11 protein-coding genes are annotated in these 13,545 nt (G+C 70.9%); 1 reads left to right on the forward strand and 10 read right to left on the reverse strand.

The features are described 5' to 3' along the window. Positions 1-10 precede the first annotated feature (10 nt). The 5 genes from ACIGXX_RS29845 to ACIGXX_RS29865 form a co-directional block, all read right to left on the reverse strand. Positions 11-592: an NAD(P)H-dependent oxidoreductase gene (locus ACIGXX_RS29845; protein WP_361469015.1), complete on the reverse strand. Its 582-nt coding sequence runs from the start codon at positions 590-592 to the stop codon at positions 11-13. A gap of 132 nt (positions 593-724) precedes the next feature. Then, positions 725-1,666, reverse strand: coding sequence for a M28 family metallopeptidase (locus ACIGXX_RS29850; protein WP_361469012.1), 942 nt, complete (start codon positions 1,664-1,666; stop codon positions 725-727). A 114-nt stretch (positions 1,667-1,780) separates the two neighbouring features. Continuing rightward, a complete protein-coding gene (locus ACIGXX_RS29855) occupies positions 1,781-3,328 on the reverse strand; it encodes a hypothetical protein (protein WP_399980248.1) in 1,548 nt (515 codons plus the stop codon). Between the two features lie 465 nt (positions 3,329-3,793). Continuing rightward, entirely contained in the window at positions 3,794-4,849 is a 1,056-nt protein-coding gene (gene rarD, locus ACIGXX_RS29860) for an EamA family transporter RarD (protein WP_361469006.1), read from the reverse strand. A gap of 147 nt (positions 4,850-4,996) precedes the next feature. Then, entirely contained in the window at positions 4,997-5,857 is an 861-nt protein-coding gene (locus ACIGXX_RS29865) for an SDR family oxidoreductase (RefSeq protein ID WP_399980252.1), read from the reverse strand. Between the two features lie 91 nt (positions 5,858-5,948). On the opposite strand from ACIGXX_RS29865, the gene ACIGXX_RS29870 reads away from it, so the two are divergent. Continuing rightward, positions 5,949-6,341, forward strand: a complete 393-nt coding sequence (locus tag ACIGXX_RS29870) for a helix-turn-helix domain-containing protein (protein ID WP_351170299.1) — start codon at positions 5,949-5,951, stop codon at positions 6,339-6,341. Between the two features lie 36 nt (positions 6,342-6,377). Here ACIGXX_RS29870 and ACIGXX_RS29875 read toward each other — a convergent pair whose 3' ends face one another. The 5 genes from ACIGXX_RS29875 to ACIGXX_RS29895 all read right to left on the reverse strand — a co-directional run bounded on the left by ACIGXX_RS29875 (position 6,378) and on the right by ACIGXX_RS29895 (position 13,351). Beyond that, the gene (locus tag ACIGXX_RS29875; protein WP_351170302.1) at positions 6,378-7,460 is read right to left on the reverse strand and encodes a 2-oxoacid:ferredoxin oxidoreductase subunit beta; all 1,083 of its coding nucleotides are present in this window, start codon (positions 7,458-7,460) and stop codon (positions 6,378-6,380) included. Continuing rightward, positions 7,453-9,384, reverse strand: coding sequence for a 2-oxoacid:acceptor oxidoreductase subunit alpha (locus tag ACIGXX_RS29880; protein WP_351170305.1), 1,932 nt, complete (start codon positions 9,382-9,384; stop codon positions 7,453-7,455). The genes ACIGXX_RS29875 and ACIGXX_RS29880 overlap by 8 nt, the downstream gene beginning before the upstream one ends. Positions 9,385-9,691: 307 nt before the next feature. Then, positions 9,692-10,351 carry a response regulator transcription factor gene (locus tag ACIGXX_RS29885; RefSeq protein ID WP_351170452.1) on the reverse strand — a complete coding sequence of 220 codons (660 nt, stop codon included), beginning with the start codon at positions 10,349-10,351 and terminating at the stop codon, positions 9,692-9,694. A 274-nt stretch (positions 10,352-10,625) separates the two neighbouring features. Then, positions 10,626-11,981, reverse strand: a complete 1,356-nt coding sequence (locus ACIGXX_RS29890; RefSeq protein WP_351170308.1) for a sensor domain-containing protein — start codon at positions 11,979-11,981, stop codon at positions 10,626-10,628. 179 nt (positions 11,982-12,160) lie between these two features. Beyond that, complete coding sequence (locus tag ACIGXX_RS29895) at positions 12,161-13,351, reverse strand: sensor domain-containing protein (RefSeq protein ID WP_361468998.1); 1,191 nt, start codon at positions 13,349-13,351, stop codon at positions 12,161-12,163. Between the last annotated feature and the right edge of the window lie 194 nt (positions 13,352-13,545).

Here is a 13,545-nt window from a genome sequence, read left to right on the forward strand (position 1 = left end):
GTGGTCGGCGTCAGCTGTCGTACGGGAAGCGCGCGAGCGGCGGCTCCTGCGCGAAGAACGTCTTGGCCTCGGTCAGCGCCCGCTCGTCCTTCAGTACGTCGCCGGGCTTGCTGCCGTTGCCGAGCAGTACGCCGCCGAAGCGCATCCCGAGGTACGCGGCGGAGTTGCGCAGGGTGCCGACGAGCGGATCGGCGACGACCCCCTCCTCGTGGGCGAGCGCCGTCACGCCCCACAGATTGCGCCCGGCCATCGTGGCCTTGAAGTCGACGCCGGGGGTGCGCAGCCAGCCCGACCAGTAGTCGAGGTAGCGCTTGGTGGTGGCCGAGACCGAGTACCAGTACAGGGGCGAGGCGATGACGATGTCGGTCGCCTCGACGGTCGCGTCGAGCAGGACCGCGGCACTGTCGCCGCTCGGGCGGACGTGATCGCTGTCGTGGCGGAGGTCCTCGAAGTCCGGCAGCGGGTGGTCGGCCAGGTTCAGCCAGCGCTGCCCGACGTCCGAGGGGAGTTGCTCGGCGGCCCGGCGGGCCAGGATCTCCGTGTTGCCCTCGGGGCGGGAGCTGCCGAGGACGAAGAGGAAGTTGCGGGTCATGGTGGGCCCCCTGGATCAGTGGCGTGGTCGCGCACGGCCGCTCAAGGCCGCGCAATTACCTGCGCATGCACTATATGCACGCGCAGGTAATTGCGTCCAGGGGGTGCTCGGCCGCCCTCGGGCCCCAGGGGTCTACGAGGAGAGCCCCCACACCGCGTATGCCACGGCGTCGCTGTTGTGGTTGAGAGCGGTCCCGTCGACGTTCGACTCCGTGTCGCAGGCGGAGTGGTAGCACTTGTCGAACGGCTCACCGGCCGTGCCGCCCCAGTTCTGGGCCTGCTCGGCGGTCTTCTTGTAGTCGGCGCCGCTGAACAGACCGCCGACCGGGACGCCCGCGTCCTTGAACGGGGCGTGGTCCGAGCGGCCGTCGCCCTCCTCGTCGGGCTCCGTGGCGAGGTCCAGGCCGCCGTAGAAGTCCTTGAAGGTCTTCTCGATCGTGGGGTCGTCGTCGTAGACGAAGTAGCCCGGGTTCGGGGAGCCGATCATGTCGAAGTTCAGGTAGCCCTTGATCTTCGAGCGCTCGTCGGCGGGCAGCTTGTCGACGTAGTGCGAGGAGCCGACGAGCCCCAGCTCCTCGGCACCCCACCAGGCGAACCGCAGGTGCTTGGTGGGCTTGTACTGCTCGCGCGCCACGGTGAGCGCGGTCTCCAGGATCGCGGCGGAGCCCGAGCCGTTGTCGTTGATGCCGGGGCCCGAGTCGACGCTGTCGAGGTGCGAGCCCGCCATGACGACCTCGTCGGCGTTGCCGCCGGGCCAGTCGGCGATCAGGTTGTAGCCGGTCTTGCCGTTGGAGGTGAACTCCTGGAGGGACGTGGTGAATCCGGCCTCGTCCAGCTTGCCCTTCACGTAGTCGACGGAGGCCTTGTAGCCCGCGCTGCCGTGGGCGCGGTTGCCGCCGTTGGACGAGGCGATGGACTGGAGCTGCGAGAGGTGGCCCTGGACGTTGGCCACGGAGATGTCGGGGGCGGCCGCCGTGGGGGCGGGGGCCGCGGAGGATATCGCGCTGGTGGTCAGCAGTCCGGTGACGGCTATGACGGCCGCGGCCGTGGCGCGTCCGGGAACGGAGAGCTTCATGTGGGGGGCTCCGTGTTCTGTTGGATCGTTCGGTGGGGGGTTGGGGGTACGCCAATTCCGTGAACGTCGAACAGAATTGGCGTGCCTGATGGTGCTGCGGAGCTTGACCGTGCGTCAAGAGCGCATATCGGGCGCCGTGTTCCGCAGGGCGGTCGAACGGCTCGACTCGGCGGCAGGGGGTGGCAGGAACACCGTCCAGCCGGGCGCGTAGGTGTCCGGCACGGGGTGGCGCCGCCAGTCGCGGGCCCAGCGCGGGGGTTCCTTCTCGCGCAGGACCAGGGCGGCGGGCCGGCGCCGGTCGTCCCGGTGAGCGGCCGAGCATCCGGACACGTACGCGATGGGGATCACCGAAGTGTTGCCCTTCAGGAGGCACGGGGCGCGGACCCCCTGCGCGTACAGGACGTCGGTGATGCGGGCCCAGTCGCCGCGGGCGCCCGTCTGGATACGGGCGTTGCCGAAGGTGAGGGGGAGCTGGACCGCCAGGTGGGCGACGAGGAGGACGGCGAGGGCGACGGTGAGGGCGCGCCGCGCGCGGTCGGCGACGGCGAGGACGCCGACGGCCGCGGGGACGGCGAGGAGGGCGTGGGCGGGCAGGAGGAAGCGCGGGGCGCCGTAGGGGACGAGGAGGAGATAGGGGAGGGCGGCGGTCAGCGCGACGGCCACGGCCAGCCAGAGGGCCCGGCGGGTCGCCCGCTCGGAGCCGTCGACCGCCCTTCGCACGGCCCACAGCCCCGCGGCCACGAGCAGCGGCAGCAGGATCCACCACTCCGCGGCCGGGACCCTGAGCCGGTCGGCGTCGCAGGGGCGGCAGAGCAACGGGCCGTCGAGCGCGGTGAACTGGGCCTCGATGGCCGCGAGGGGACGCAGACCGCCCTGCACGTCGCTCGCGTCGGTGAGCCGCTCGCGTACGCCGCCGAAGCGGACGTACGCCTCGACGATCCACGGCAGCAGACCGGCCGCGACGCCGCCCGCCACGGCGATGAAGCGCCCCCGCGTCCGCCAGACGGGCACGGCCAGGGCGGCGAGGAGCAGCGCGGCGGCGACGGCGGCAGCGTCGTTGGGACGCATGAGGGCGGCGAGGGCGAGCCCCGCCGCGATCCCCGCGAGGGCGAGGCGCCCGGGGCCCGCCCCGAGGAAGAGCCCGACCGCGGCCGTGATCCCCATGGCGGTGTAGTGGTTCGGCATCGCGGCGTTCGCGTAGAACAGCGCGAACCAGAGGCTTCCGTAGAGCCCGGCGGCCACGCCGACGGCGGCGGGACGGTGCGCGAGGACGCGCAGCCAGGGACGGAAGCCCAGGTAGAGGGCGGCGGTCGCGAGCAGCGTCAGCCAGACCCTGAGCAGGACGACCGAGTCGCTCCAGGCCGCCACGGGGGCGATGAGTACCGGGACGCCACGGGTGCGGGGCGCGCTGAAGGGGGTGGCGGGCGCGTACGGCGGGAAGCGGCTCGCGTAGACGATCTCGTCCCAGCCGAGGGAGAGGGTGAACGGGACGAGGGCCGCGGAGAGGAGGGCGAAGGCGGCGCAGGCGGCGAGGAGGGGGCGGCGGCCACTCGGACGCGGCTTCCGCGGCTTCCGCGGCGTCCACGGCTTCGTCGGTTTCCGCAGCGTCTGCAGTGTCGGCAGTGTCTGCGGCTTCTGCGGCGTCCGCGGCTTCTCGGGCACGAGGGTCTCGACCTCCCGCCGGCCTCGGTCAGGTCATGTCGCTTTCGATCACTTCTGTTCCCTTATGGGGAAGGTAGCGACGATGACGCCGAAATCGCAGGAGGTGGGGCCGACGTGTTCCGCCGGCCGGCCGTCGTGCAGACCACGGCGGCGTCACCCTCCCGCAGGACGCGCGGCTCGCCCGACGCGGCGGTGATCCGCGTGCAGCCGACGTCCCCGATGACGCGGCCCGCGCCCTCGCGGACGTCCTGGCCTGGCTGGCGGGGGGCCACAACGCGAAGCCCACGCCGGGCGTACGAGATGTCCTGGGCCGAGAGCCGCGCGACTTCGGCGTCTACGCGAAGGCCGCGGCGAAGGCGAAGGCCTGGGGCTGATCTTGCTGCCGGGGGCGCCCCAAAGGGGCGCGGGGAACCGCGCGCCCAGCCACAACGCACTCGCGGCCGCAAGCAGAAAGACCTCGCGACGTCAGACCGCGGACCCCTCCCGCCCCGCAGCGGGAGTCATCGGCTCGGTCTCCCGCCCGGCGGCGGAGGCCGAAGCCGCCGCAACAGCAGCCTGACGCCCCGCGGCGAGCCGCACCGCGTTGCGCCGCGCGGTGCGCAACGCGTCCCACGTCAGCAGCGTCAGCGCCAGCCACACGAGACCGAACCCGGCCCACCGCTCGGGCGGCATCGCCTCATGGAAGTACAGGATGCCGAGCAGGAACTGGAAGACGGGAGCGAGGTACTGGAGCAGCCCGAGCGTCGACAGCGGCACCCGGATCGCGGCGGCGCCGAAGCAGACCAGGGGAAGGGCGGTGACCACACCGGTCGCCGCGAGGAGCGCCGCGTGCCCGAGGCCCTCCGCGCCGAACGTGGCGTCGCCCCGCGCCCCCAGCCACACCAGGAACCCGACCGCGGGCAGGAACTGGATGGCGGTCTCGGCGGCGAGGGACTCCAGACCGCTGAGCCCGACCTTCTTCTTCGCCAGGCCGTACGTGGCGAAGGAGAAGGCGAGGCAGAGCGAGATCCACGGCGGCTGCCCGTACCCGAAGGCCAGCACGAGGACCGCCGCGAGGCCGACGGCGACGGCCGCCCACTGCACGGGACGCAGCCGTTCGCCCAGGAGCAGGACGCCCATGGCGATGGTGACCAGGGGGTTGATGAAGTAGCCGAGGGAGGCCTCCACGACGTGGCCGGAGTTCACGGCCCAGATGTAGACGCCCCAGTTGACGGTGATGACCGCCGACGCGATCGTCACCAGGCCCAGCTTGCGCGGCTGGCGGATCAGTTCGCCCGCCCAGGCCCAGCGCCGCACGATCAGCAGCGCGACGCCGACCACGACGAGGGACCACGCCATGCGGTGCGCGAGGATCTCGCCCGCTCCGGCCGGCTTGAGCAGGGGCCAGAAGAGGGGCACGAGGCCCCACATCCCGTAGGCGGCGAAGCCGTTCAGCAGGCCTATGCGCTGCTCGCTCTTCGACTGCTCAGCTGCGGCAGCGTCCACGGCCCCTCCTTGGTGCACGGCAGCCCCACGCTGCATCCAAGAAGGTAGCGGCCCGGACGCCCCCGTGTCATGCCCGTCTCACGAAAACGGTCATGACCTCCGTCTCGCCCGCAGTCAGCCCCGCGAGCTGCCCGCAGTCAGTCCCGCGAGTCGCCCGCCGACAGCCCCGTGAGCCGCCCGGCGTCAGCCCTTGAGCGCCACCGCGACCGCATCGGCGAGCGGCGTCGTGGGCCGCCCGATCAGCCGGGCCAGATCGCCGCTCGTACCGGCGAGCAGCCCCCGCTCGATCGCCGAGTCCACGTCGACGAGGATCGCGGCGAACGGCTCGGGAAGACCGGCGCCGGTCAGGATCGCGAGGTTCTGCTCGGCGGAGACGTTCGCGTACGAGATGTCCTTGCCGGTCTGCCGGGCGATCTCGGCTGCGTACTCGGACAGGCTCCAGGCGACGTCACCGCTCAGCTCGTAGACCTTGCCCTCGTGGCCGTCGCCGGTCAGGACGGCGACGGCGGCCGCCGCGTAGTCGGCGCGCGCCGCGGAGGCGACCCGGCCCTCGCCCGCGGAGGCGACGACGGCGCCGTGCTCCAGGACGGGGGCGAGGTTGGCCGTGTAGTTCTCGTGGTACCAGCCGTTGCGCAGGAACGTGTGCGGAAGGCCGGAGTCGAGGACGAGCCGCTCGGTCTCCTTGTGCTCGGCCGCCAGGTCGAAGTCGGCGTCCGGTCCGCCCAGGATGCCGGTGTACGCCAGGAGCGCGACGCCCGCGCCGCGCGCCGCGTCGATCACCGCCGCGTGCTGCGGCACGCGCTGCCCGACCTCGCTGCCGGAGATCAGCAGGACCCTGTCGCCCGCGGCGAAGGCGCCGGCGAGGGTCTCGGGCGCGCTGTAGTCCGCGATCCGCAGCTCGATGCCGCGCGCGGCGAGATCGGCCGCCTTCTCCTTGTCGCGGACGACGGCGGCAATCTGCCCGGCGGGCACCCGCGCGTCGAGCAGCCCGTCGATGACGAGACGGCCGAGGTGTCCGGTGGCTCCGGTGACGACGATGCTCATGTCTGGAATCTCCCTTTGGTGTGGTTCTGGCAACGATCCTACGTCTAGCGCTAACTTCTGGAAAGTACCCACTTTGAAGTAAGGTACTGACATGGCAGTAAGTAACTGGAACCTCGGGGACGAGGGGATGTGCCCGCAGCGCCTCGTCCTGGAACACGTCACGAGCCGCTGGGGCGTGCTCGTCCTGATCGCCCTGGACGAGCGCTCGTACCGCTTCAGTGAGCTGCGCCGGGCCCTCGGCCGGGTCAGCGAGAAGATGCTGACGCAGACCCTCCAGACCCTGGAGCGCGACGGCCTCGTGCACCGCGACGCCAAGCCGGTCATCCCGCCGCGCGTCGACTACTCGCTCACCGACCTCGGGCGCGAGGTAGGCGGGCAGGTCCGTGGCCTCGCCGAGTGGACCGAGCGGCGCCTCGCCGACGTGCAGCAAGCGCGGCAGGCGTACGACGAAGCGCGTCAGGCGTACGACGAGGCCCGGTCCTGAAGGATCAGGACCGGGCCTCGGGACGAGCCGGTCGAGCTAGCCGACGACCGTCCAGGTGTCGCCGCCCGCGAGCAGCGCGGCCAGGTCGCCCTTGCCGTTCTGCTCGATGGCGGTGTCGAGCTGGTCGGACATCAGCGTGTCGTAGACCGGGCGCTCGACGCTGCGGAAGACGCCGATCGGGGTGTGGTGCAGGGTGTCGGGGTCCGCGAGCCGCGACAGCGCGAAGGCCAGCGTCGGCGAGGTCGAGTGCGCGTCGTGGACCAGAATCTGCGACTCGGTCTCAGGCGTGACCGGGACGACTTTGAGGTCGCCGGTGGCCGGGTCGCGCACCACGCCCTTGCCGCCGTCCGCCCCGAAGCGGATGGGCTGCCCGTGTTCGAGGCGGATGACGGCTTCCTCGGCCTGCTGCTTGTCCTTGAGGACCTCGAAGGCGCCGTCGTTGAAGATGTTGCAGTTCTGGTAGATCTCCACCAGGGCGGTGCCGGGGTGTTCGGCGGCCTCGCGCAGCACCGAGGTGAGGTGCTTGCGGTCGGAGTCCACGGTGCGGGCCACGAAGCTCGCCTCCGCGCCGATCGCGAGGGAGACCGGGTTGAAGGGCGCGTCCAGCGAGCCCATCGGCGTCGACTTGGTGATCTTGCCGACCTCGGAGGTCGGGGAGTACTGGCCCTTGGTGAGTCCGTAGATGCGGTTGTTGAAGAGCAGGATCTTCAGGTTCACGTTGCGGCGCAGGGCGTGGATGAGGTGGTTGCCGCCGATGGACAGCGCGTCGCCGTCGCCGGTGACCACCCAGACGCTCAGATCCCGCCGGGACGAGGCGAGTCCGGTGGCGATGGCGGGGGCGCGGCCGTGGATGGAGTGCATCCCGTAGGTGTTCATGTAGTACGGGAAGCGGCTGGAGCAGCCGATGCCCGAGACAAAGACGATGTTCTCCTTGGCCAGGCCGAGTTCGGGCATGAAGCCCTGCACGGCCGCCAGGACCGCGTAGTCACCGCAGCCGGGGCACCAACGCACCTCCTGGTCGGACTTGAAGTCCTTCATGGACTGCTTGGCCTCGGCCTTGGGCACCAGCGAAAGCGCTTCGATCGTGCTCCCGGTGCCTTCGGTCTTCGTGTCAGCCATTGATGGCCTCCTTGAGAGCCGTGGCGAGCTGCTCGGCCTTGAACGGCATTCCATTGACCTGGTTGTACGAGACCGCGTCCACGAGGTACTTGGCGCGGAGGAGCGTGGCGAGCTGCCCGAGGTTCATCTCGGGAATCACCACCTTGTCGTAACGCTTCAGGACCTCGCCCAGATTCCGCGGGAAGGGGTTGAGGTGGCGCAGATGGGCCTGCGCGACGCTCTCGCCGACCGCCCGCAGCCGGCGCACCGCCGCGGTGATGGGGCCGTAGGTCGAACCCCAGCCCAGGACCAGGAGCTTGGCGTCGCCGGTCGCGTCGTCGACCTCCAGGTCGGGGACCTGGATGCCGTCGATCTTGGCCTGGCGGGTGCGGACCATGAAGTCGTGGTTGGCGGGGTCGTAGGAGATGTTGCCGGTGCCGTCCTGCTTCTCGATGCCGCCGATGCGGTGTTCGAGACCCGGCGTTCCGGGGATCGCCCACGGGCGGGCCAGCGTCTGCGGGTCGCGCTTGTAGGGCCAGAACACCTCGGTGCCGTCGTCCTCGGTGTGGTTGGTCCCCGAGGCGAACTGCACGCGCAGGTCCGGGAGTTCGTCGGTGTCCGGGATGCGCCAGGGCTCGGAGCCGTTGGCCAGGTAGCCGTCGGACAGCAGGAAGACGGGCGTGCGGTAGGTGACCGCGATGCGGGCCGCCTCGATCGCCGCGTCGAAGCAGTCGGCCGGCGTCATCGGCGCCACGATCGGCACCGGTGCCTCGCCGTTGCGCCCGAACATCGCCTGGAGCAGGTCCGCCTGCTCGGTCTTGGTCGGCAGACCGGTCGAGGGTCCGCCGCGCTGGATGTCCACCACCAGCAGCGGCAGCTCCAGCGACACCGCGAGCCCGATGGTCTCCGACTTCAGCGCCACTCCCGGCCCCGAGGTCGTCGTCACCGCGAGCGAGCCGCCGAAGGCCGCGCCCAGCGCGGCGCCGATCCCCGCGATCTCGTCCTCGGCCTGGAAGGTGCGCACACCGAAGTTCTTGTGCTTGGACAGCTCGTGCAGGATGTCGGAGGCCGGAGTGATGGGGTACGAGCCCAGATACAGCGGCAGATCCGCCTGCCGGCCCGCGGCGATCAGTCCGTACGACAGGGCCAGGTTCCCCGAGATGTTGCGGTACGTGCCGGTCGGGAAGGCCGAGGCGGCGGGGGCGACCTCGTACGAGACCGCGAAGTCCTCGGTCGTCTCGCCGAAGTTCCAGCCCGCGTGGAAGGCGGCGATGTTCGCCTCCGCGATCTCCGGCTTCTTGGCGAACTTCGTGCGCAGGAACTTCTCGGTGCCCTCCGTCGGGCGGTGATACATCCACGAGAGCAGCCCCAGCGCGAACATGTTCTTGCTGCGGCCCGCGTCCTTGCGCGAGAGGTCGAACTCCTTGAGCGCCTCGACGGTGAGCGTCGTCAGCGGCACCGGATGGACGCTGTAGCCGTCCAGTGAGCCGTCCTCCAGCGGCGAGACGTCGTAGCCGACCTTCTGCATCGCCCGTTTGGAGAACTCGTCCGTGTTGACGATGATCTCCGCGCCGCGCGGCACATCGGCGATGTTCGCCTTCAGCGCGGCCGGGTTCATCGCCACCAGAACGTTCGGCGCGTCACCCGGCGTGAGGATGTCGTGATCGGCGAAGTGCAGCTGAAAGGAGGAGACGCCCGGCAGGGTCCCGGCAGGAGCGCGGATCTCGGCGGGGAAGTTCGGCAGAGTCGAGAGGTCGTTCCCGAAGGACGCCGTCTCCGAAGTGAAACGGTCACCGGTGAGCTGCATACCGTCACCGGAGTCACCCGCGAAGCGGATGATCACCCGGTCCAGACGGCGTACATCCTTCTCACCAGCAGGCTTGCGCTGTTCTCCGACGACTGCCCCATCGGCCTGCTCGGCTGGGCTACTGACCTGGCTGGTCACTGAACTGGACCTCCCTCGGGCGGCTGAGCGGGAAGGGCCGGGCGAGCGACCTCCCCAAGGCCCACCCTACGTCGGTAAGGGTCGCCTACCTGTGGTAGATCGCATGACGGACGCGCTTTTGAGACGCAACGATGCCCCGATTTGTCACGGTGTGCCTCGCCCCCCGGCCCGTCATGGAAGACGCCCCCACTCATCCTTTGGTTCTAGGACTGTTCTCCGTACTCGTGCTGATGCTCGTGCTCGTGCTGGTGCGATCGTGGCGCGATCGCCTCTACGGACACTCAATAGCTGACGAAGTGTCAGATTGCTAGGAGTTCAGATAGGTGAGAACCGCCAACACGCGCCGGTGATCCCCGTCGCTCTGGGAAAGCCCCAGCTTCAGGAAGATGTTGCTGACGTGCTTCTCGACGGCACCGTCGCTCACCACCAGTTGCCGGGCGACCGCGGAGTTCGTCCGCCCCTCGGCCATCAGACCGAGTACCTCGCGTTCGCGCGGTGTAAGCCCCGCGAGGACGTCCTGCTTGCGGCTGCGGCCGAGCAGCTGCGCCACGACCTCCGGGTCGAGCGCGGTGCCGCCCTGCGCGACACGCACCACCGCGTCCACGAACTCGCGCACCTCGGCGACGCGGTCCTTGAGCAGATAACCGACGCCACGGCTCGATCCGGCGAGCAGCTCGGTGGCGTACTGCTCCTCCACGTACTGCGACAGGACGAGTACCCCGAGCCCGGGGAACTGGTGGCGCAGGTGCACAGCGGCCCGCACCCCCTCGTCCGTGTGCGTCGGCGGCATCCGCACGTCGGCGACGACCACGTCGGGCAGCGCGCCCTCCGAGGAGAGTTCGTTGATCGTCTTGATCAGCGCGTCCGCGTCGCCCACCCCCGCGACGACGTCGTGCCCGCGGTCGGTCAGCAACCGGGTCAGGCCCTCCCTCAGCAGCACTGAATCCTCGGCGATGACGACCCGCACTTTGTCCTCCACGTTCACGGCCCCCCGGCATATTCGGTTCTGGTTGTCCCCCGGCACCTCAGTATCGCGCGTACGGAGGGGCGTTACCGCGTTCGTGGACAGTTGGTGGACAGACCCCTTGTCCGCCAGAGGACGGACCCCTCGCCCGCGCCGCGCATCTGCGGCATGGCGGAACCCACCCGATCCCCCGTGCCGCGGGGTGAACGGGTGGGTGAACGGGTGGGTGAACGGGTGAGTGAGCGCGCGAAGATCCGCGGCCGCGCCCGCCAGGCGACTAGGCCCGCCAGGGCAGCTCGGCCGTCACCGTCGTGGGCCCGCCCACCGGCGAGTTCACGACCAGGATTCCGTCGACGGCGTCGAGCCGCTCGGCGAGCCCCGCGAGACCCGAGCCGCCGGTCACGTCCGCGCCCCCGGCCCCGTCGTCGGAGACCTGGAGCATCAGCCGGTCCTCGACCTGCCAGACGTCGACCGAACCACGCGACGCCCGCGCATGCTTGCTGATGTTCTGCAGGAGCTCGGAGACCGTGAAGTACGCGATGCCCTCGATCGCGGCGGCGGGCCGCGCGGGCAGGTCCACCTCGACCTGGACCGGGACCGTGCACCGGGCGGCGAGCGAGGAGAGCGCCGCGTCCAGGCCGCGGTCGGTCAGGACCGCCGGGTGGATGCCCCGGGCCAGGTCGCGCAGCTCCTGGAGGGCGACCTTCACCTCGCCGTGCGCCTCGCCCACCATGCGCGCCGCGGCCTCCGGGTCCTCGGTCAGCTTCTCCTTGGCCAGGCCCAGGTCCATGGCGAGCGCCACCAGGCGGGCCTGCGCGCCGTCGTGCAGGTCGCGTTCGATGCGGCGCAGGTCGGCCGCCGCCGTGTCGACGACGACACCGCGGTCCGACTCCAGCTCGACGACGCGCGTCGCCAGGCTGGAGGGGCCGAGCAGCCCGACGACCATGACGCGGTCGACGGTGGTCAGGGCCCGGATGATCCAGGGGGTGGCGAGCGTGATCAGCAGGCCGGTGAGGGCGGTGACGCCGATCTCGAAGGGGTTGTCCACGTAGATGCGGTGTCCGTCGTCGCCGTAGAGCTGGATACCGTCCTGACCTGCGTAGACCGGGAAGATCCAGTGCCACAGCGGGTACGTGAGCATCGCCCATCCGTACGTCCAGAAGATCACCGACACGGTGAAGGAGAAGACCGCCCACGGCATGTGGAGCACGGAGTAGAGGACGTGCCGCCAGGAGACGCCGCTCTTGAGCACGGCCCCCATCCACCCCGTCGGGCCGCCGCTCTTGGGCCGCAGCGGCTCCGGGTCCGCCACCTCCACGTCGAGCAGCGCCCGCGCCCGCACCCGCTCCAGCGAGCCGATGCCGCGGCAGGCGGCGAGCCCGGCGGCGAGCACCGGGATGCCGATGAACGTGATCAGCAGGCCGGCGCCGAGCGACAGCATCGTGACCGCGAACACGAACGTGACCAGGCTGATCGGCAGGCTCAGGAGCACATAGCCGAATTCCTTCCAGGCGCGGGCCTCGATCGGCGCGCGAAGACCGGCGGGGAGACGCCGCCGCCGCTCGTCGAGGTCGGACCCCCGGAACTCCGAACGCTCCATGTGCCCGTACTCCTGTCCGTACTCCGTGGCCATCGGTGTCGTCCGTTTCTGCTCGGTCTGCTCGGGCCGCTCGGCCGTTGTATCTCCAGAGTGTCGGCCGCGGCTGATCGGGACCATGCGGTGCGTAGGTGTCTTCGACCGGGGGTTTTCCCTACCTCGCGTGTCGGCCCCGCGTGCCGGCCCGTGTGTCACGCGGCGCGTCGCCCAGCCCGTCATGCCTGGGCGGCGCGGTCGCGGTCCCGCCACGGCAGCTCCGCCGTGATCGTCGTGGGACCGCCCTGCGGAGACTCGATCACGAACAGGCCGTCGACCGCGCCCAGCCGGTCCGCGAGCCCCGCCATGCCCGTGCCCCCGTCCAGGCTCGCGCCGCCCCGGCCGTCGTCCCCCACCTGGATGAGCAGCCGCTGATCGGCACGCCACACGTCCACGGACGCCGAGCGCGCCCCGCTGTGCTTGCTGACGTTCTGCAGCAGCTCGGAGACGGTGAAGTACGCGATGCCCTCGATCGCGGCGGCCGGGCGGTGCGGCAGATCCGCCGTCACCTTCACCGGGACCGTGCACCGGGCGGCGAGCGAGGAGAGCGCCGCGTCCAGGCCGCGGTCGGTCAGGACCGCCGGGTGGATGCCGCGGGCGAGATCGCGCAGCTCCTGGAGGGCGAGCTTCACCTCGCCGTGCGCCTCGTCGACCATCGCCGCCACCGTGTCGTCGGCCTGGCCCTCCAGGAGCTTCTCCTTGGCCAGACCGAGCCCCATGGCGAGCGCCACCAGGCGGGCCTGTGCCCCGTCGTGCAGGTCGCGCTCGATGCGGCGCAGGTCGGCCGCCGCCGTGTCGACCACGACTCCGCGGTCCGACTCCAACTCGACGATGCGCCGCTCCAGTTCGTCGGAGGGCGAGAGCAGGCCGCGCACCATCGCGCGGTCGGCGTTGGTCAGGCCGCGCACGAGGTAGGGGAGCACGGGCCAGAGCACGAAGAGCCCGACCAGGGTGACGGCGAACGTCAGCACGCCCCAGGGCAGCCGCATGAACGAGTACAGCATCGTGCGCCAGCCGACCGGATCCTTCAGGCTCGACCACAGCCAGCTGAAGAAGCCGTGGCCGCGCTGCTTCGGCATCGGGCTCGGTTCGTCGATCCGCAGCCCGAGCAGCTTGCGCGCGCGGGCCCGCTCCGCCCTGCCGAGCAGCCGCGCGCCGAGCAGCGCGCCCGCGAGCAGCGGCAGGCCGACGACCGTAACGGCGAGGGCGCCGCCGGTCGCGAGCGTCGCGACCACGTAGACGAAACCGGCCACTCCCAGCGGGAGGTTGACGAGAAGGTGCGCGATCTCCTTCCAGGTCTGCCGGTCGTATCCCGCGAAGCGCGCGGGCGGCAGCGGGGACGTGGATGAGGACATGGCGCGTGCGGTCATACGCGCTAGGGTGCACGGCTCGCCGTCGTGATGCCATGAGGAGGGCCGCCCGGAGACCCGGGGGATAACCCCACCGCCAGTGGTCCGGCACGGGCGATCAGTCCTTGCCGATGCGTGACGCTCTGCTTACCTCGTCTTTAGCAGGCCCTAGACTCCCGTGCGTACAGATCGTCGAACAGTGCTGAGTGTCAGAG

This window comes from Streptomyces sp. NPDC055243, assembly GCF_044544025.1.
In the GTDB taxonomy this organism is placed as follows: domain Bacteria; phylum Actinomycetota; class Actinomycetes; order Streptomycetales; family Streptomycetaceae; genus Streptomyces.